This is a genomic window from Collinsella sp. AM41-2BH, assembly GCF_003468085.1.
Taxonomy (GTDB): domain Bacteria; phylum Actinomycetota; class Coriobacteriia; order Coriobacteriales; family Coriobacteriaceae; genus Collinsella.
This window is the reverse complement of the sequence record NZ_QSGH01000009.1, coordinates 86,659-103,356: the sequence shown is the minus strand read 5'-3', so window position 1 is coordinate 103,356 and position 16,698 is coordinate 86,659. Positions and strand designations below refer to the sequence as shown.

14 protein-coding genes and 1 riboswitch are annotated in these 16,698 nt (G+C 59.6%); of the genes, 8 read left to right on the top strand and 6 right to left on the bottom strand.

The window, feature by feature from the left end; genetic code table 11:
- Positions 1-351: 351 nt before the first annotated feature.
- Both thiD and thiC read right to left on the bottom strand, forming a co-directional pair.
- Entirely contained in the window at positions 352-1,182 is an 831-nt protein-coding gene (gene thiD, locus DW899_RS06260) for a bifunctional hydroxymethylpyrimidine kinase/phosphomethylpyrimidine kinase (protein ID WP_117800350.1), read from the bottom strand.
- Positions 1,183-1,360: 178 nt separating this feature from the next.
- The gene (thiC, locus tag DW899_RS06255) at positions 1,361-2,695 is read right to left on the bottom strand and encodes a phosphomethylpyrimidine synthase ThiC (RefSeq protein WP_117800349.1); all 1,335 of its coding nucleotides are present in this window, start codon (positions 2,693-2,695) and stop codon (positions 1,361-1,363) included.
- A riboswitch (TPP riboswitch) is annotated at positions 2,688-2,803 on the bottom strand. (Overlaps the previous gene by 8 nt.)
- Before the next feature lie 63 nt (positions 2,804-2,866).
- On the opposite strand from thiC, the gene DW899_RS06250 reads away from it, so the two are divergent.
- Complete coding sequence (locus DW899_RS06250) at positions 2,867-3,388, top strand: hypothetical protein (RefSeq protein ID WP_117800348.1); 522 nt, start codon at positions 2,867-2,869, stop codon at positions 3,386-3,388.
- Positions 3,389-3,428: 40 nt separating this feature from the next.
- On the opposite strand, the gene DW899_RS06245 is transcribed toward DW899_RS06250, so the two are convergent.
- Both DW899_RS06245 and DW899_RS06240 read right to left on the bottom strand, forming a co-directional pair.
- Positions 3,429-4,238 carry a YaaA family protein gene (locus DW899_RS06245; protein ID WP_117800347.1) on the bottom strand — a complete coding sequence of 270 codons (810 nt, stop codon included), beginning with the start codon at positions 4,236-4,238 and terminating at the stop codon, positions 3,429-3,431.
- A gap of 103 nt (positions 4,239-4,341) precedes the next feature.
- Positions 4,342-5,739: an aminopeptidase gene (locus tag DW899_RS06240; protein WP_117800346.1), complete on the bottom strand. Its 1,398-nt coding sequence runs from the start codon at positions 5,737-5,739 to the stop codon at positions 4,342-4,344.
- A gap of 166 nt (positions 5,740-5,905) precedes the next feature.
- Here DW899_RS06240 and polA point away from each other — a divergent pair, with 166 nt between their 5' ends.
- Positions 5,906-8,656 carry a DNA polymerase I gene (polA, locus tag DW899_RS06235; protein WP_117800345.1) on the top strand — a complete coding sequence of 917 codons (2,751 nt, stop codon included), beginning with the start codon at positions 5,906-5,908 and terminating at the stop codon, positions 8,654-8,656.
- A 130-nt stretch (positions 8,657-8,786) separates the two neighbouring features.
- Here the strand turns inward: polA and DW899_RS06230 are convergent, their stop codons facing one another.
- Positions 8,787-9,791, bottom strand: coding sequence for a LacI family DNA-binding transcriptional regulator (locus tag DW899_RS06230; protein ID WP_117640307.1), 1,005 nt, complete (start codon positions 9,789-9,791; stop codon positions 8,787-8,789).
- A gap of 210 nt (positions 9,792-10,001) precedes the next feature.
- On the opposite strand from DW899_RS06230, the gene rpe reads away from it, so the two are divergent.
- Both rpe and rpiB read left to right on the top strand, forming a co-directional pair.
- Positions 10,002-10,655 (top strand): ribulose-phosphate 3-epimerase, encoded by a 654-nt coding sequence (gene rpe, locus DW899_RS06225; protein WP_117640306.1) that lies wholly within the window; start codon positions 10,002-10,004, stop codon positions 10,653-10,655.
- Positions 10,656-10,723: 68 nt separating this feature from the next.
- Positions 10,724-11,188, top strand: a complete 465-nt coding sequence (gene rpiB, locus DW899_RS06220; protein WP_117800344.1) for a ribose 5-phosphate isomerase B — start codon at positions 10,724-10,726, stop codon at positions 11,186-11,188.
- Positions 11,189-11,341: 153 nt separating this feature from the next.
- Here the strand turns inward: rpiB and DW899_RS06215 are convergent, their stop codons facing one another.
- Positions 11,342-12,169 (bottom strand): Cof-type HAD-IIB family hydrolase, encoded by an 828-nt coding sequence (locus DW899_RS06215; protein ID WP_117800343.1) that lies wholly within the window; start codon positions 12,167-12,169, stop codon positions 11,342-11,344.
- Positions 12,170-12,723: 554 nt separating this feature from the next.
- Between DW899_RS06215 and DW899_RS06210 the strand changes: the two genes are divergently transcribed.
- The 4 genes from DW899_RS06210 to ndk all read left to right on the top strand — a co-directional run bounded on the left by DW899_RS06210 (position 12,724) and on the right by ndk (position 16,685).
- Positions 12,724-13,950: an argininosuccinate synthase gene (locus DW899_RS06210; RefSeq protein ID WP_117800342.1), complete on the top strand. Its 1,227-nt coding sequence runs from the start codon at positions 12,724-12,726 to the stop codon at positions 13,948-13,950.
- A 233-nt stretch (positions 13,951-14,183) separates the two neighbouring features.
- Positions 14,184-14,354, top strand: a complete 171-nt coding sequence (locus DW899_RS10560) for a hypothetical protein (RefSeq protein WP_156058436.1) — start codon at positions 14,184-14,186, stop codon at positions 14,352-14,354.
- A 118-nt stretch (positions 14,355-14,472) separates the two neighbouring features.
- Positions 14,473-15,903, top strand: a complete 1,431-nt coding sequence (gene argH / locus DW899_RS06205; RefSeq protein ID WP_117800341.1) for an argininosuccinate lyase — start codon at positions 14,473-14,475, stop codon at positions 15,901-15,903.
- A 377-nt stretch (positions 15,904-16,280) separates the two neighbouring features.
- A complete protein-coding gene (ndk, locus tag DW899_RS06200; protein ID WP_055251725.1) occupies positions 16,281-16,685 on the top strand; it encodes a nucleoside-diphosphate kinase in 405 nt (134 codons plus the stop codon).
- The last annotated feature ends 13 nt before the right edge of the window (positions 16,686-16,698 follow it).

Genomic DNA, 16,698 nt, shown 5'->3' with positions numbered 1-16,698 from the left:
TCCCATTTCCCGATGTCCAAGAAATGGGAGGCAGTTCACTGCCCCCTTTGCGGTGGTTTTGGATCGTTTGTTTGTCTTGATCTGTAACAGTTGTAAGGTCGAAAACGGGCTAGATGTTACAGATTGAGATTATTTAGGTCGATATCGGTCGTTTGTCTCGATCTGTAACATCTAGGGTCGATTTTGCCGAGTTACTGTTACAGATTGAGATTATCTTCTCAGCGGAATTTGAATGTCTCGATCTGTAACAGGTGGGCCGAAAAATGGGCTCTAACTGTTACAGATCGAGATGTTTGTGGGAGCCACCGCAAAGGTGCCTGCCCCCTTTGCGGTGGCTCTGGGCTGTGAATCTTAATACTGCCACATGTGGTTGACAGGGCCGGAGCCTTTGCCCATGTTCAGGCCGGCGGCCAGAGCGCCTGTCAGGTATGCCTTGCCCGCATTGACGGCATCGGCAAGATCCATGCCCTGGGCCAGCGCGCAGGCGATGGCGGACGAAAGCGTGCAGCCGGTGCCGTGTGTGTTGTCGGTCTCGATGCGCTTGTGGCGGAACCACGTGGTGAGCGGATCGCCCAGATGGTTGCCCTCGTCATCGAGTGGCGCGGGTTCGGCCAATACATCGTTGGCCTCGTTGACAAGATGCCCACCCTTAACGAGGGATGCGCAACCAAAGCGGCGGGTGAGGAGCATGGCAGCATTTTGCTGTGTGCGCTCGGAGTCGACCTCGTAGTCAAGCAGGGCCATGGCCTCGGGAATATTGGGCGTGATGACGGTTGCTAGTGGGAACAGGCGGCGGGTGAGCGCCTCGGCGGCATCTTCGGCAATCAGCCGTGCGCCCGAGGTGGCTACCATGACGGGGTCGACGACCACGTTTGTCGCGTTCCAGGCGCTCAGGCGGTCGGCGATAACCTCGATAATCTCGGCAGAGGAAACCATGCCGATCTTGACGGCGCTGGGGCGGATATCGTCAAATACGGCGTCGATCTGCGCAGCGACGATATCAGGGGAGATATTCTGCACGGCGGTGACACCGAGCGTGTTTTGTGCGGTGATGGCGGTGATGGCCGTCTCGGCATACAGGCGGTGCGCCGTGATGGTCTTGATGTCGGCCTGAATGCCGGCGCCACCGCTGGAATCGGATCCTGCGATGGATAGAACGGCAGGTACCTTACTGCGATCCATGTTTGCTCCCTTGTTCGGTCGGAATCAAATGGGTCTTTAAGCCAGCATTATAAAGATGCCCGGGCCGACTCTATGTCGAACCCGGGCGGGCGATGTAATCTTTACGCAAATGTAAGCAAATGTTCACACGTCAACAATTGACGAACACCATGTTACTGATTGTGGCTCCGGTGACGAGTTAGTCCTCCATGCCGAGATCGATCGTCGTACCCTCGAACACCTTGTTGACGGTGCGGACGGCGCACATCTTGCCACACATGGTGCAGGTGCCCTCGGTGGCGGCGGGGGACTCCTCGTAGCGCTTCTTGCCGGTGACCGGGTCGAGCGCGCACTTCCACATGGAGTCCCAGTCGAGCTTGCGGCGTGCCTGGCCCATCTTGTCGTCCATGTCGCGGGCGTGCGGCACCTTCTTGGCGATGTCGGCGGCGTGTGCGGCGATCTTGGTGGCCATGAGGCCATCGAGCACATCCTGGGCGTTAGGCAGGCACAGGTGCTCGGCTGGTGTCACATAGCACAGGAAGTCGGCACCCGAGCTCGCGGAGATGGCGCCACCGATGGCGGCGGTAATGTGATCGTAACCCACACCGATATCAGTCACCAGCGGCCCCAGCACATAGAACGGGGCGTTGTGGCACAGGCGCTTCTGCATCTTCATGTTGGCGGCGATCTCGTCGAGCGCCATGTGGCCCGGGCCCTCGACCATGACCTGGACGCCGGCTGCCCAGGCGCGCTTGCACAGCTTGCCCAGCTCGATCATCTCGGCGGTCTCGGTGGCGTCGTTGGAGTCGTAGAGGCAGCCCGGGCGGCAGGAGTCGCCGAGCGAGATCGTCACGTCGTACTCGTGGCAGATCTCGAGCACCTCGTCGTAGAACTCGTAGAAGGGGTTCTCGTTGCCGGTGACCTCCATCCAGCCAAACAGCAGCGAGCCGCCGCGGCTGACGATGTTCATGAGGCGGCCTGTCTCCTTAAAGGTCTTGATGACCGACTTGTTAATGCCGCAGTGGATGGTCATAAAGTCCACGCCGTCCTCGGCATGTGCGCGCACGACCTCGAGCAGGTCGTCCTTGGTAAGCTTGACCAGCGGCTTTTCCATGTAGCCGATGGCGTCGTACATCGGCACCGTGCCCACCATGAGCGGCGTCTCGTCGATGAGCTGCTGGCGGAACTGGCGCGTCTTGCCCGAGTTGGAGAGGTCCATGATGGCGTCGGCGCCAAAGTCCTCGGCAATCTTGACCTTCTTCCATTCCTCGGCGGCATCGGCCTTGTCGCCCGAGATGCCCAGGTTGACGTTGACCTTGGTGGACAGCCCCTCACCGACGCCAAAGGCGCGCATGCCCTTTTTGATGTGCACGATGTTGGCGGGAATGGCGATGCGGCCGTCTGCCACGCGCTCGCGGATGTACTCGGGGTCGCGATGCTCGCGCTCGGCGACCTCTTTCATCTGCGGCGTGATCTGCCCGGCGCGGGCGAAGTCGATTTGCGTGACAAGCTTGGGCTCGGTCTGTGTGCTCATTGGCACGGCTCCCTTCGTTGGCATTACCCATATCAGGTTTGCGGGTCAGGGCGGGCGCGCCCAGTCTCAGCCTGCCGTCTTGTCCTGCAAGCTCCCCGTTTATGTGGTGGGCTCAAGTATAGCCTGAATGGGTACGATTGACGCGATGAGCATGCCCATGGGGAGGCGAACATGGAAGACAAGCATCTATATCGAGAGACGCAATGGGATGTATCGGCCGAGGAAAGCCGTGCGCACCATGGCCTTGTCGCGATTGGTTTTGCGGTGCTTGCCGTGTTGGTGATTGCCTTTTGTATTTGGACGTTTGGCGGTCGCGGCGGCGCTGCATGGGGGTTCGAGGCTGATGATAGCCTACCGATTATGACGGTGAGGAGTACTGGCGGTAATGCCAATACGCTCGCCGTTTCGGGCGATTATTGGTACCCGCGCGATGAGTTTGTGCAGTTGCAGCTGAGTGGTGGGTCCATTCCAGGTGAAGAAATCGAACGCGTGACGTTTGACGCGGCGCTCAAAACGCTCACGGTGAAGCTCAAAGATCAAGGAGATGTGCCCACGACCATGGATATCGCCCTGACGGAATGGCGTCTGGAGCCTCCGACGGGTGTTGCGGTGTCCGAGGTTGAGCACGTCAAGATTACTTATCAGGACGGCTCGACAAATAAAATTGCCAAAGCCGACGGCTTGGCGGGATAGACGCCGTGCCTAGGCGGCACATTCAAAAGTAGCGGTGGTCCTACAAGGCCTGATCGTTCAGGAAGACCAAAGTGTTTTTATTTGAAAGCTCGGGAAGGTGGCGATAGCCAACGTCGAACGCGGTGAGCCCGCTTACATCCTCGAGCTTGTTTTCTGCCATCCAGCGCACCATGGAGCCGCGCGCCTTTTTGCTGGCGGTCGAGCGCTGGATGGGCTTGCCGTTGCGAATACCCTCGCCAAAGAGGCATGTGACGGCCGTGGCGTCGCTCGCGAGGTGGGGCAAAACGGCTTTGGCATACTCTACGCTGGCGAGGTTGACGATCGTAGCGTTGGAGCCCGCCGGAGCGATGGCCCGTGCGAGCTTGTCGCCCCAAAACGCATAGAGGTCTCGGGCATCGTCGACGGCAAGCTTCGCGCCCATCTCCAGCCGATACGGTTCAACGGCATGAAAGGGGCGTACGCATCCGTAAAGGCCCGAGAGGATCCATAGATGGTCTTGCAGCCATGCGAGCTGCGTGGAATCCATCACCTCGGGCGCCATGCTCTGGTATTGAATACCGTGATAGGACATGACGGCGGGGGAGAGGCGACGGGCGAGTGCGGGATTGTCGAGATCGCCGTTTTTCAGGATGGGCCCGAACTCATGCAGGGTGTTGAGGCAAGGCCCCAGCAGTTTGTCGCTCACGTTCCATAGCGCCTGCAGGCCGCCGCTGCCTTCATTTCGCTCGATATCTATCAGTGCGCGGTGGAGGCGAGCCGTCTCGTGCGCAAAAGGTGGAATGCCCAGGACTTCAAAAGCATCTTGGGCCGCGCGCATCTGCTTGGCGGGCGAAATGATGACCTGCAGCATGGACTCTCCTCTGCCATAAAGGAAGTTGCGGTGGAATACGGTCTGTTTGGGCTATTGAAAGACCAAATCAATCCGTATTTCACCGCAAGTTACAAGAGACTGGTTAGGCGCGCTCGAGGAAGGCCTTGTAGCCGCGATATGCCTCGTAGATGTCGGCCTTGTTGGCGACCTCCCACAGGGCGTGCATGGACAGGACGGCAACGCCGGAGTCGATGACGTTCATGCCGTACTTGGCCATGATGTAGGCGATGGTGCCGCCGCCGCCTGCATTGACGCGGCCGAGCTCGCAGGTCTGGAAGTCCACGCCCGCCTCGTCCATGATGTCGCGGATGAGGGCCACATACTCGGCGTCGGCGTCGTTAGAGCCGCCCTTGCCGCGGCTACCCGTGTACTTGTTAAAGCACAGGCCGCGACCCATGAAGGCTGCGTTTTTGGTCTCGAACTTGCCGGCATAGCCCGGGTCGAAGCCGGCGGACACGTCGGAGGAAAGCATGCGGCTGTGGGCGAGTGCGCGGCGCAGGGCCAGCGGGCTGCCCTCGCCGGCAAGCGTCATGATCTCGGCGACGGCGTTCTCGAAGAAGCGGCTCGTCATGCCGGTGGCACCCACGGAGCCGATCTCCTCCTTGTCGACGATGAGCGTGATGCTCGTGCGCTCTACGTTGGCAACGTCGATCTGGGCGAGCATGGAGGGGTAAGCGCAGACGCGATCGTCGTGGCCATAGCCCAGAATCATGGAGCGGTCGAGGCCCATGTCGCGGGCGGGGCCGGCGGGCACGACCTCGATTTCGGCGGAGAGGAAGTCCTCCTCCTCGACGGCGTACTGCTCTTTGAGGATGTCCAGGAACATCTGCTTGACGGGCTCCTTGGGAGCGTCTTTGTCGTCCTCGTCAAACTTGACGGGGCGGCCGCCCACGATCACGTCGAGGATCTCGGCGTCGACGGCGTCCTTGGCGGGCTTGGCCATCTGCTCGCTCGAGAGGTGGATCAGCAGGTCGGAGATGGTAAAGACCGGATCGTCGGCCTTGTCACCGATGTTGATGTCGACGGTGGTGCCGTCCTTTTTGCAGATGACGCCTACGAGTGCGAGCGGGGAAGCGACCCAGTGGTAGCTCTTGACGCCGCCATAGTAGTGCGTGTCGAGGTAGGCCATGTCGCCGGCCTCGAAGGCGGGGTTTTGCTTGAGGTCCAGACGCGGCGAGTCAACGTGGGCGCCCAGGATGTTAAAGCCCTGCTCGAGCGGGGCGGTGCCAAGGTTGACGAGCATAAGGTCCTTGCCGTGATTGGCGGCGTACACCTTGTCGCCGGCCTTGAGCGCGCGGCCCTCGGCGATCACGGTCTCCAGGTCGACGTATCCCGCCTCCTCGGCCATCTTGATCCCGGTCTTGACGCACAGGCGCTCGGTCTTGTTCTCGCTCAAAAACTGCTTATAGCCGCGGCAAAGCTCCTCGAGCTCCTCGATTTGCTGTGGCGTGTACTTTTTCCATGCGCAGGGACGCTCCATGACGCAGGCTCCTTTCGGATCGATCGTGCTGGTTGATGTACCGTGAGCCATCGTATCACGCGCAGGCGCGTGGTGGCGGGGGAGCTTGATGTGCGGTGGCCGCGGGGCGGGGAGCGTGTAAACTGGTGGAAGCAAACCGTGCCCAGCCCAAAGCGAGGTATTCAATATGTCTGACAAGCGCCGCACCTTTGCCGTTATTGACGGCAACTCGCTCATGCACCGCGCCTTCCACGCCGTGCCGCCCACCATGAACGCGCCGGACGGTCGCCCCACCAACGCGATCTTTGGCTTCCTGAACATGTTTCTCAAGATGATCGACGCCTTTAACCCCGACGGTGTGGTCGTGGCGTTTGACAAGGGCAAGCCGCGCGTGCGCATGGAGATGCTGCCGCAGTATAAGGCGCAGCGCCCGCCCATGGACCCCGATCTGCACGCGCAGTTTCCGATGATTAAGGAGCTGCTCACGGCGCTCAACGTGCCGATTCTGCAGTCCGAGGGCTGGGAAGGCGACGATATCCTGGGTACCATGGCTCGTCTGGGCGAGGAAGCCGGCTGCGACATGCTGCTGGTGACCGGCGACCGCGACATGTATCAGCTCGTGACCGAGCACGTCAACGTGGTCTCGACCCGCAAGGGCCTGTCCGACGTGGCGATTATGACGCCCGAGAGCGTGGACGATCTGTATCACGGCATCACGCCAGCGCTCGTGCCCGATTTTTACGGCCTGAAGGGCGATACGTCGGATAACATTCCCGGCGTGCCGGGCATCGGTCCCAAAAAGGCGAGCGCGCTTATCGCGCAGTACGGCAGCCTGGACGAGGTCATCGCGCATGCCGACGAGGTCAAGGGCAAGATGGGCGAGAACCTGCGTGCGCATATCGACGATGCGCTGCTGAGCCGCAAGGTCGCAACCATTCGCACCGATGCGCCTGTCGAGCTCGACTTTGACGAAACGTCCTTCCCGGCGTTTTCTGCCGATGAGGTGTCCGCGGCACTGGGCGGGCTGGGCATTACGGCCATGCAGAACCGTTTCTTGTCGCTGATCGGTGATGAGGGTGGGGCTGCGGCCACTGCCAGCACGTTTGAGATTCCCCCCGTTATGCGCGTTGTCGCCGGCGATGCCGAGGCGCTCGCTGCCGCTACTGCCGAGATCGCTCGCGCGATCGAGGCAGGCGAGTGGATTGCCACCGTGGTGGACGACGACAAGGAGGAGGGCGCGCTTTTTGGCCTGACACGCACGCTGTGGCTGGCGACGTCCAAGGGGCTGCTTGCGCTTGAGGAGGGCGACGGTGGCGTGGCCGCTGCCGTTGATGGGTTCAACTTTGCCCACGGCGTGATTACCGGCGTGCTCGCGCGCCTGTTTATGGAGGGCCGCGTGGCGAGTCCGGACATGAAGGCGCTGCTGCACGAGCTTTCTCCTATCGATTCCTCTGAGCCCGAGCTCATGGACCCGCTGTCTGCCGATTCCACGCGCATCTTCGATACCGTGGTTGCCGCCTACCTGCTGGATTCCGACCGCTCCGAGTTCGATGAGGCGTATCTGGCCGATACCTATCTGCAGATGGCGCTGCCTGCGGCGCGCGGTGCAGAGGGTGCCGGCGAGAACGCTCCTGCACCCGCCGCTCGCACGGCGGCCTTGACGCTGGCGCTGGTCGCACCGCTGCGCGACCACATGGCCCGCGAGAACGCCGCCAACGTGTTCGATGGCATCGAGATGCCACTCGTGCCGGTGCTTGCCAAGATGGAACGCGCGGGCATGCTCGTGGATCCCGATCGCCTGCACAGCCTGTCCGAGGGCCTGGCGACCCAGATCACCGAGGTCGAGCGAAGCATTCGCGACCTTGCCGGTGACGAGACCTTTAATATTGGCAGCCCCATGCAGCTGTCGCACGTACTCTTTGATGTGATGGGGCTTCCGACCAAGGGCCTCAAGAAGACCAAGCGCGGCTATTATTCGACCAACGCTAAGGTGCTGAGCGACCTTGCCCGCGACCACGAGATCGTGCGCCTGATCTTGGACTGGCGTGAGAAGTCCAAGATCAAGTCCACCTATCTGGACACGCTGGGCCCGCTGCGCCGTGGTGACGGTCGCGTGCACACCACGTACAACCAGACCATCACCGCGACGGGGCGTCTGTCTTCGAGCGACCCCAATCTGCAAAACATTCCGACGCGCTCGGAGCTGGGACGTACCGTCAAGACGGCGTTCTCGGCGGGGGAGGGCAGCGTCTTTTTGGCGGTGGACTACTCGCAGATCGAGCTGCGTCTGCTGGCGCATCTCTCGGGTGATGAGCATCTGGTACGTGCCTTTAACGAGGGCGAGGACTTCCATGCCGAGACGGCCGCGCGCGTATTTGGCGTGCCGGTGTCCGAGGTGACACCCGACCTGCGCAGCCGCGCCAAGGCCGTGAACTTTGGCATCGTGTACGGTCAGCAGGCTTACGGTCTGTCGCAGTCGCTGCATATCTCGATGGCCGAGGCGCGCGACATGATCGATCGCTACTACGAGGCCTACCCGGGCGTGCGCACGTTCCTCGACAACGTGGTGGCACGTGCCAAGCAGACGGGCTATGCCGAGACCATGTATGGCCGCAGACGCCATATTCCCGAGCTCAAGGCCAAAAACCCGCAACTCCGCGGCTTTGGCGAGCGCACGGCCATGAACCACCCCATGCAGGGCACTGCGGCCGACATCATCAAGATCGCGATGGCCCGCGTGAGCCGCCGTCTGGAAGAAGAGGGCTTTGCCGCCCACATGATCCTGCAGGTACACGACGAACTGGACTTTGAGTGCCCAGTGGATGAGGTCGAGGCGCTCACCGCGATGGTCCGCGACGTCATGGAGCACGTAGTAGACCTCCGCGTACCGTTAATCGCCGAAGCCAGTACCGGCATAACCTGGGCCGACGCCAAGTAGCGAGCGACGAGCTTGCGGGCGATGACCATGGGTGCGACGCTTCTGGCCGCCCGATGGTCGCAGGTCGCCAATGCCGACGCCGCGGAACGTTTTCAGGCTTGGATGCGTCCCGCGGCGTCTTTCTGTGCGGTTAACAGCTCCTGCGGCGCACGAGCTCTACGGGGGCCACGGTCTCCATGGCGGGGGTGCGGCCTGCGATGAGGTCGAGGAGCGCCTTGCAACCCTCTTGTGCCATGAGCTCGGGGTGGCGCTGAACCGTGGTGATCTGCGGCGTGGTGAGCTTGGAGTAGATGGAGTCATCGTAGCCCACGATCTTGATGTCTCCGGGCACGTTGAGACCTGCTGCCTGCACGGCGCGCAGCGCTCCTGCGGCCGAATGGTCGCTTGTGGCAAAGATGCCGTCGAGCGGCATGCCCGCATCGATCATTCCGGCAACGATATCCTGAGCCTCGTCCATGCTAGGACGCTGGCCGGTGACGTAGGCCATGTACTCGCGGCGAAGCGGCAGGCCATGATCGGCGAGCGCATGCATATAGCCCGTGAGGCGGTCGTTGCGGTCGTAGTCTGCGGTAAAGCTCGAGATGGTGAGGATGTTTTTGCAGTCGCGGTCAATGAGTGCGCTCGTTGCCAGGTAGGCGCCGCGTTCGTCATCGGTCCCCACGTGGGGGATGGCGAGGTCCGACTGCGGCATGCGGTCGATGCAGACCACGGGGATACCGCGCGTGACGATGTCGTCCGTGAGCTCACGCAGGCCCGAGATGCATATGATGCCGTCGGCCTGCTTGCTGGCAAGGCTATGGAAGTAATCGCGCTCGCGCTGCGGATCGTTGCCGCTGTTGCAGACAAAGACAGAGTACCCCTGCGCCGCAAGCGTGCGCTCTACGTGGTAGGCGATCTTGGAAAAGAAGTCGTTGGATATATCGGGCACGATCATGCCTATGGAGCGCGACTGCGCTTGGCGAAGCGTCTTGGCGGACTGGTTGGTAACGTAACCGTACTGGTCGATAACATCCTGCACGCGTTTGCGCGTGTCCTCGGAGAAACGGCCAACGTTGTTGACCACATGGCTCACGGTGGCTACGGAGACCCCGGCAAGTTGGGCGATTTCTTTCATTGAGAGCTGTTTTTGCGCCATGGGACCTCCAGCTTGGTTAACGCCTGCTGGTTAACAATTATAACGTCCTATTTGGTTAACACTTGATTATACGATTAACCATGAATTAGGTACCGTTCACGGAGTGAATAACTACCGCTTACCGATTCATACACTGGAATTTGGTAGATTCGCAGCTGGTTATACGATTAACCAAATGACGCTCTTGGACGAATTTGTGAGGGATCATCTATGCTTCTCTGCCCCAGTATGATGTGCGCCGATTACGGCGAGCTTGCCAACACGGTGCGCGAGCTCGACTCCGCGGGTGCCGATGTCTTTCACTGCGATGTGATGGACGGTAGCTTTGTACCTAACTTTGCGATGGGCCTCGAGGACATCAAGGCCGTGCGCGCTGCCACGCAAAAGCTCGTCGACGTGCATCTGATGATCGAGAACCCGGCGGCCAAGATCGACCTCTTTGCCGATGCTGGCGCTGATATCATCTACATTCATCCCGAGTCCGAGCGCTATGTGGTCAAGACGCTCGCCGCCATCAAAGCGCTCGGTTGCGCTGCGGGCATCGCCGTCAACCCTGATACCGCGGTGACCCTGCTCGAGGAGATTCTCAACCTCTGCGACTACGTGATGGTCATGACGGTCAATCCCGGTTTTGCCGGGCAGGCGTTTATCGAATTCACTAAAAAGAAGATTGAACAGCTTGCGGCTCTCAAGGATGAGTACGGCTTCAAGATCATGATCGACGGCGCCTGCTCGCCCGCGCGCGTCAAGGAACTCTCGGCCATCGGTGCCGACGGCTTCATCTTGGGCACGAGCGCATTGTTTGGCAAGGACATGACCTATGCGGAAGCGCTTGAGAAGCTGCGTCAGGGAGAGGAGTACTAACCGCGGCAGGCCAGAGGATGTCAGTTAATAGCAAAGAGCCATGTGGCTCGATCGAAAGGAACCTGTAAATGAAGATCGCAATCGGTAACGACCACGTGGCCGTCGAGCTCAAGAACATCATCAAGGAGCACCTGGAGGAGCGCGGCTACGAGGTCGTGGACTTTGGCACCAACTCCACCGAGCGTTTTGACTATCCCATCAGCGGCTACAAGGTCGGCTGCGCCGTGGCGGCAGGGGAGTGCGATCTGGGCGTTCTTATCTGTGGCACGGGCGTGGGCATCAGTCTGGCAGCCAACGCGGTTGAGGGCGTGCGCGCCGTGGTATGCTCCGAGCCCTATTCGGCCAAACTCAGCCGCGAGCACAACAACACCAACATCGTGGCCTTCGGTGCCCGCGTGGTGGGCTCCGAGCTCGCAAAGATGATCGTGGACGAATGGCTCGACGCCAAGTTCGAAGGCGGTCGTCACCAGCGCCGCATCGACATGATCGCCAAGATCAAAGAGACGCAGCAGCTCGAAGCGGCTGAAGCCTAGCCAAATTGACCGTACAGAAAAAGGGCTCGTATCAACGATGAGCCCTTTTCAATTCAAACAATTCAGCCAAGTATCTAGACGCCAAGACGCCATCCAGGCGGCAAGCAAGTAGCCCAAGGACCCGACTCGCCCGGCCAGGTCCGACGAGCAACGTTAACGTGCCGCCAGGATAGCGTCGATGAGTGTCAGTACGCCCCCGTCGTTGTTGCTCGGAATGCGCCATTTGGCGTGCGCGTTCATGTGCTCCTCGGCATTATCCACGATAAAGCTATGCCCGACGCGCTCCAGCATGGGGATGTCGTTGTACGTATCACCCACGGCGGCGGCATCAGCGATATCAATGCCCAGCTGCTCGCACAGGTGCGCGACGCCCGACCCCTTGTCGACGCCCAGGTTCATAAAGTCTATCCACTCGCGCCCGGCGTTGGTGACGTAGAGCTTGTCCGAGAACTCGGGGCTGTAGTTCTCGCGAAACGCGGGCTCGGCATCGTAGGCGGGGAAGAAGATCGAAATCTTGTTGGACTCGATATCAATGCCCTCAAAGCTATCGACGTAGTTGATCGTGTTGTAGTAGACGCTGAGTTCGTCGTGGTATTGATGGTCACGGGCAAGTACGTAGAACTCGTCGTAGCAGCATAGGACGGGGACGGCGCGAGAATCCTCCGAGGCGCGGCTCAAGACCTGCTGATACAGCGCCACATCGATGTTGCTCTTATAGATATAGTTGCCGCGATAGATGACGCAGGCTCCGTTGTCGGGGCAAAAGGCGAGGCGGTTCTTGATGCCCTCGAACATCTCCTCGAGCTTGGGGGCTGGACGTCCGCTGGCGGGGCAGAATACGATGCCGGCGTCGGCGAGCTTGTCCAGGCGCTCATCAAGACCCTGCGGCAACACGCGCTCGTCGGTGAGCAGCGTCTTGTCCATGTCGACGGCGATGAGTTTAATGTTGCCGATGTTAGCGTCTGATTCATAAGTCTGCATAAATGCGCCTTTCCGTTTCCAGATTGTTTCGGGCGTAATGACCCTCTGCTATGTAATCGAGCGTATTTTCGCAGGAATGGTGCGTACTTGCACTGCAATTCACAAACTAATGAAAAAACTTTTCAGAAATTTGAATTTGTCGCTTGTACAGCAGGCACTTTAGCGTAATATGGCGACCATCGAAAACGGAGACGGCAAAAGCACCGCTTACCGAGGAAAAGGTACCGTTTGCGATATTAGAATTGCGCCCGGCGATAGGTGAAAGGAGAGGCAGATGCAGTTCGTAAAGATCATCACCACTGCAGACAATGCCATCCGACGCCAGCGCGCAATTTCCCGACGACGATAACAATCGTCTCTGTCCGCATGGGGCGAATTGCCTCAACAGAGTCATTTTGAGGTCGTTGGGTTTTAGCACGACATTGCTGCATGTTTCTAGGGCATGTATGTGCTGATTTTTGCTATTTAACCTGATATTGCACGGTATATGACCTTGAAATGACTTGCAACTGACCGATGTTCTAATTAGCTACCAAGGGCGAAAGGAAACAGCCATGAGCAAGGAAAAAGTCATTCTCGCATATTCCGGTGGTCTTGATACATCCGTATGTGTCAAGTGGCTCCAGGACGAGAAGAATCTCGATGTCGTTTGCGTCTGCGGCAACGTGGGCCAGGAGGAGACCGGCTTGGATGCCAAGAAGCAGAAGGCGCTTGACCTGGGCGTTCTCGATTGCCAGGTGCTCGACCTGCGCGACGAGTTCTCCGATGAGTTCCTGACCAAGGCCATCGCCGCAAACTCCATGTACGAGAATAAGTACCCGCTGCTCTCCGCCCTGTCTCGCCCGCTGCTCGCCAAGAAGCTCGTCGAGGTCGCTCACGAGTTTGGCGCGACCTACGTCGCCCACGGCTGCACCGGCAAGGGTAACGACCAGGTTCGTTTTGAGGCTGCCGTCAAGGCCCTCGACCCCGAGCTTAAGGTTATCGCTCCGGTTCGCGAGTGGGACCTGAAGTGTCGTCCCGACGAGGTCGCCTATGCTCACGCCCACAACGTGCCGGTTCCCGAGGGTGCCAACGACAACCCCTATTCCATCGATGATAACCTGTGGGGTCGTGCCATCGAGTGCGGTCACCTGGAGGATCCCTGGAACGAGCCGCTCGACGACGCCTGGGTTATGACCAAGAACCCCGAGGACACGCCCGACACTCCGACTTACACCGAGATTGAGTTTGAGGCCGGCAAGCCCGTCGCCGTCGACGGCAAGAAGATGAAGCTCTCCGAGATCGTCATCGCCCTCAACAAGATCTCTGGTGACAACGGCTTTGGCCGTCTCGATCTGGTCGAGGACCGTCTAGTGGGCCTCAAGAGCCGCGAGTGCTATGAGGTTCCCGGCGCCCTGACGCTCATCACCGCCCACAAGGCGCTTGAGGACATTTGCGTCGAGGGCGACCTGCTCAAGGCCAAGATTAAGCTCGAGCAGGATTGGGCCACCGCCGTGTACAACGGCCAGTGGTACAGCCCGCTCAAAAACGCGCTCGATGCCTTTATGGCCGACACCCAGAAGTTCGTGACCGGCACCGTCCGTCTGAAGTTCTTTAAGGGCAACTGCCATGTCGTCGGCCGCAAGAGCCCGTTTAGCCTGTATGACTACGGTCTGGCTACCTACGACCGCGACACTACGTTTGACGAGAAGGCCAGCGCCGGCTTTATCGAGATCGATACGCTGTCGCTCAAGACGTGGGCTAAGGTCCAGGGCCCCAGCTCTGCTGCCGCCCAGGCCTAGCGCCTCCTTCCTTTGGTATCCGCGCGGCCCATCCGCGTGATACATAACGGGCGCATGGGGTCCCCACCTTTCGTTATGCTTACTGACACTTCTTAACATCGGTGGCCCCTACGTTCCGCCCGCATATATGATGCCGCGTCTGCGGCTGAGTCCGAGCCCCGCCGGGGTTGTCCGGCGGGGCTCCTCCTATCAATTTGACGGCCCTGCGCCTATATATATGGGGAGTATCCATTATGTTCAATGCTATCGCGCATGCTTTACTTGCCCTCGCGCCCGAGTTCGATGCTGCAAAAGTCGAGGACGTTCCTATGAGCCTAAAGGCCTGGATCGATGGTTCGCAGGGCAACATTCGGAGGGAGACGTTGGGCGCCAAGTGTATGGCGCGTCACTTCTTTGCAAATTAGCTATATGGCCTCGCACATGGTGGGGAATATGCAAAACTAGCGGTTGAGAAATCGCTTTAGCGACAGGGCGCATTGCTTTGGGCGCTTGTTTTGGGATTTGATGAAAGGGGACGGTTCCATGGCTCTTTGGGGCGGTCGTTTTGAGGCAGGCGTGGCCGAGGTCACGCAGGAGTTTGGCGCGTCGTTGCCGGTTGACAAACATCTCTATAAGCAGGATATCGCCGGATCTAAGGCACATGCCAAGATGCTGGCGGCCCAGGGCATTATCAGCGCCGAGGACGAGCAGGCGATTGCCGAGGGCCTGACCGGAATCGAACAGGATATCGATGCCGGCAACTTCACCTTTGATATCAACGACGAGGACATTCATATGTCCATCGAAAGCGAGCTAACGCGTCGTATCGGCGAGGCTGGCAAGCGCTTGCATACTGGGCGTTCGCGCAACGACCAGGTGGCGACCGATACGCGCCTGGGCGTCAAGGCGCTGGCCAAGGAGCTCATGGAGGCCAATCTTGAGCTGCGCCATGTGCTGGTGGATGCGGCCAAGAAGTACGACAAGGTGATTCTGCCGGGCTACACGCATATGCAGCACGCTCAGCCCGTGCTGCTCTCGCATCATCTGCTGGCGTATTCCTGGATGTTCGCGCGCGACTTTACGCGCCTGAAGGCCGCCTTTGATGCCGCCGACAACTGCCCGCTGGGTGCTGCCGCGCTTGCCGGTACGAGCTATCCGCTCGATCGCCAGATGACGGCTGCCGAACTTGGCTTTGCGGGCGTGATTCCCAACTCGCTCGATGCGGTTTCCGACCGTGATTTCCTGCTCGATCTGCATTACGCCGGATCCGTCATGGCGATGCACCTGTCGCGTCTTTCCGAGGAGATCGTGCTGTGGTCGAGCTCCGAATTTGGCTTTATCACGCTTTCAGACTCCTACTCCACCGGCTCGTCTATCATGCCGCAGAAGAAGAACCCCGACTTTGCTGAGCTTATCCGCGGCAAGAGCGGTCGCGTGTACGGCAACCTGGTGCAGCTGCTCGTGACCATGAAGGGCCTGCCGCTTGCTTATAACAAGGACTTGCAGGAGGACAAGGAGGGCGCGCTCGATACCGCTCACACGCTCATGCAGTGCCTGTCCGTTATGGCCGGAATGATTTCGACCTGGACCGTCAACGAGGATGCCATGGCGCGCGAGTGCGGCGTGGGGCATCTTGCCGCCACCGATGTTGCCGATTACCTGGCTAAGCGTGGTCTGCCGTTCCGTGAGGCACATGCCGTGGTGGGCCATCTGGTCCTGATGTGTGAGAAGCACGGCTGCAATCTTGAGGACCTGCCGTTTGAGGTGTTCCAGGAGGCAAGCCCGCTCTTTGAGCGCGACATTACCGAGGCGCTCGACATCCCGTCGATTGTCGCCGCACGCACGACCGAGGGTGGTACCGCCCCTGCTGCCGTTGCCGTGCAGTTGGGAAGCGCCGAGGCGCAGCTCGCGGCCGATGAGGGTGTGTTTGGCTCGTTATCCAAGGTCGTCGAGATGGGCCACGGAGCTAATTAGCTTATTGGATGCGTCTGTCTGGTGTGTTCATCATATTTTGCCTTTACGGGTGCCCGCTACGGTGGGCACCCGTTTTGTTATTGAGAAGGAAGGAGCTTGTCGAGAACTTCTGTAGGACATTTGCGCAGGTTGTGAAGGGGGTGCGTTCACGGGCTACAATCGACCGCCCGTTCTGTTCGTTGCAGTTGAAAGTGGGACGGATGGTACTCTAGTCGGGCTTCGAAACAGAAGTGACACATATGGAGCGCTTTAATAAATAATAACGCTTCAATAAACGGCTTTTTGTTTAACTGCAGCTAGAACTCTGTTACGATGCAGTCCAGGCGGGTGCCGGAATGGGACTTGGGCACGCGCGAACCTACTTGAAAGGCTACCTTATGGCTATCGAGAAGACCTTCATCATGATTAAGCCCGACGCCGTGCGCGATCGCAAGATCGGCGAGATCGTTGCTCGCATTGAGCGCAGCGGCCTTGTTATCGAGCGCATGGAGATGACCACGCTCGAGCGCGCTACCGTCGAGGAGCACTACGCCCATCTGGCCGACAAGCCCTTCTTTGGCGGTCTCTGCGACTTTATGACGAGCGGTCCGGTCGTCAAGATGGTCGTTTCTGGTCTCTCCGCTGTTTCCAAGATGCGCACCCTTATGGGCGCTACCAACCCGCTTGATGCTGCTCCTGGCACCATCCGCGGCGACTTCGCTGTCGATGTCAATGCCAACGTGATCCATGGCTCCGACTGCCTGGAGAACGCCGAGATCGAGATCAAGCGCTTCTTTGGCTAAACCAGCTTTGACT

Excerpts from the sequence above, each read along its gene's own strand:
- rpe (WP_117640306.1), top strand. The coding sequence starts at position 10,002 with ATGCTTCTCTGCCCCAGTATGATGTGCGCCGATTACGGCGAGCTTGCC.
- thiD (WP_117800350.1), bottom strand. The coding sequence starts at position 1,182 with ATGGATCGCAGTAAGGTACCTGCCGTTCTATCCATCGCAGGATCCGAT.
- DW899_RS06215 (WP_117800343.1), bottom strand. The coding sequence starts at position 12,169 with ATGCAGACTTATGAATCAGACGCTAACATCGGCAACATTAAACTCATC.
- ndk (WP_055251725.1), top strand. The coding sequence starts at position 16,281 with ATGGCTATCGAGAAGACCTTCATCATGATTAAGCCCGACGCCGTGCGC.
- DW899_RS06210 (WP_117800342.1), top strand. The coding sequence starts at position 12,724 with ATGAGCAAGGAAAAAGTCATTCTCGCATATTCCGGTGGTCTTGATACA.
- argH (WP_117800341.1), top strand. The coding sequence starts at position 14,473 with ATGGCTCTTTGGGGCGGTCGTTTTGAGGCAGGCGTGGCCGAGGTCACG.
- DW899_RS06245 (WP_117800347.1), bottom strand. The coding sequence starts at position 4,238 with ATGCTGCAGGTCATCATTTCGCCCGCCAAGCAGATGCGCGCGGCCCAA.
- DW899_RS06230 (WP_117640307.1), bottom strand. The coding sequence starts at position 9,791 with ATGGCGCAAAAACAGCTCTCAATGAAAGAAATCGCCCAACTTGCCGGG.
- rpiB (WP_117800344.1), top strand. The coding sequence starts at position 10,724 with ATGAAGATCGCAATCGGTAACGACCACGTGGCCGTCGAGCTCAAGAAC.
- DW899_RS06240 (WP_117800346.1), bottom strand. The coding sequence starts at position 5,739 with ATGGAGCGTCCCTGCGCATGGAAAAAGTACACGCCACAGCAAATCGAG.
- DW899_RS06250 (WP_117800348.1), top strand. The coding sequence starts at position 2,867 with ATGGAAGACAAGCATCTATATCGAGAGACGCAATGGGATGTATCGGCC.
- thiC (WP_117800349.1), bottom strand. The coding sequence starts at position 2,695 with ATGAGCACACAGACCGAGCCCAAGCTTGTCACGCAAATCGACTTCGCC.
- DW899_RS10560 (WP_156058436.1), top strand. The coding sequence starts at position 14,184 with ATGTTCAATGCTATCGCGCATGCTTTACTTGCCCTCGCGCCCGAGTTC.
- polA (WP_117800345.1), top strand. The coding sequence starts at position 5,906 with ATGTCTGACAAGCGCCGCACCTTTGCCGTTATTGACGGCAACTCGCTC.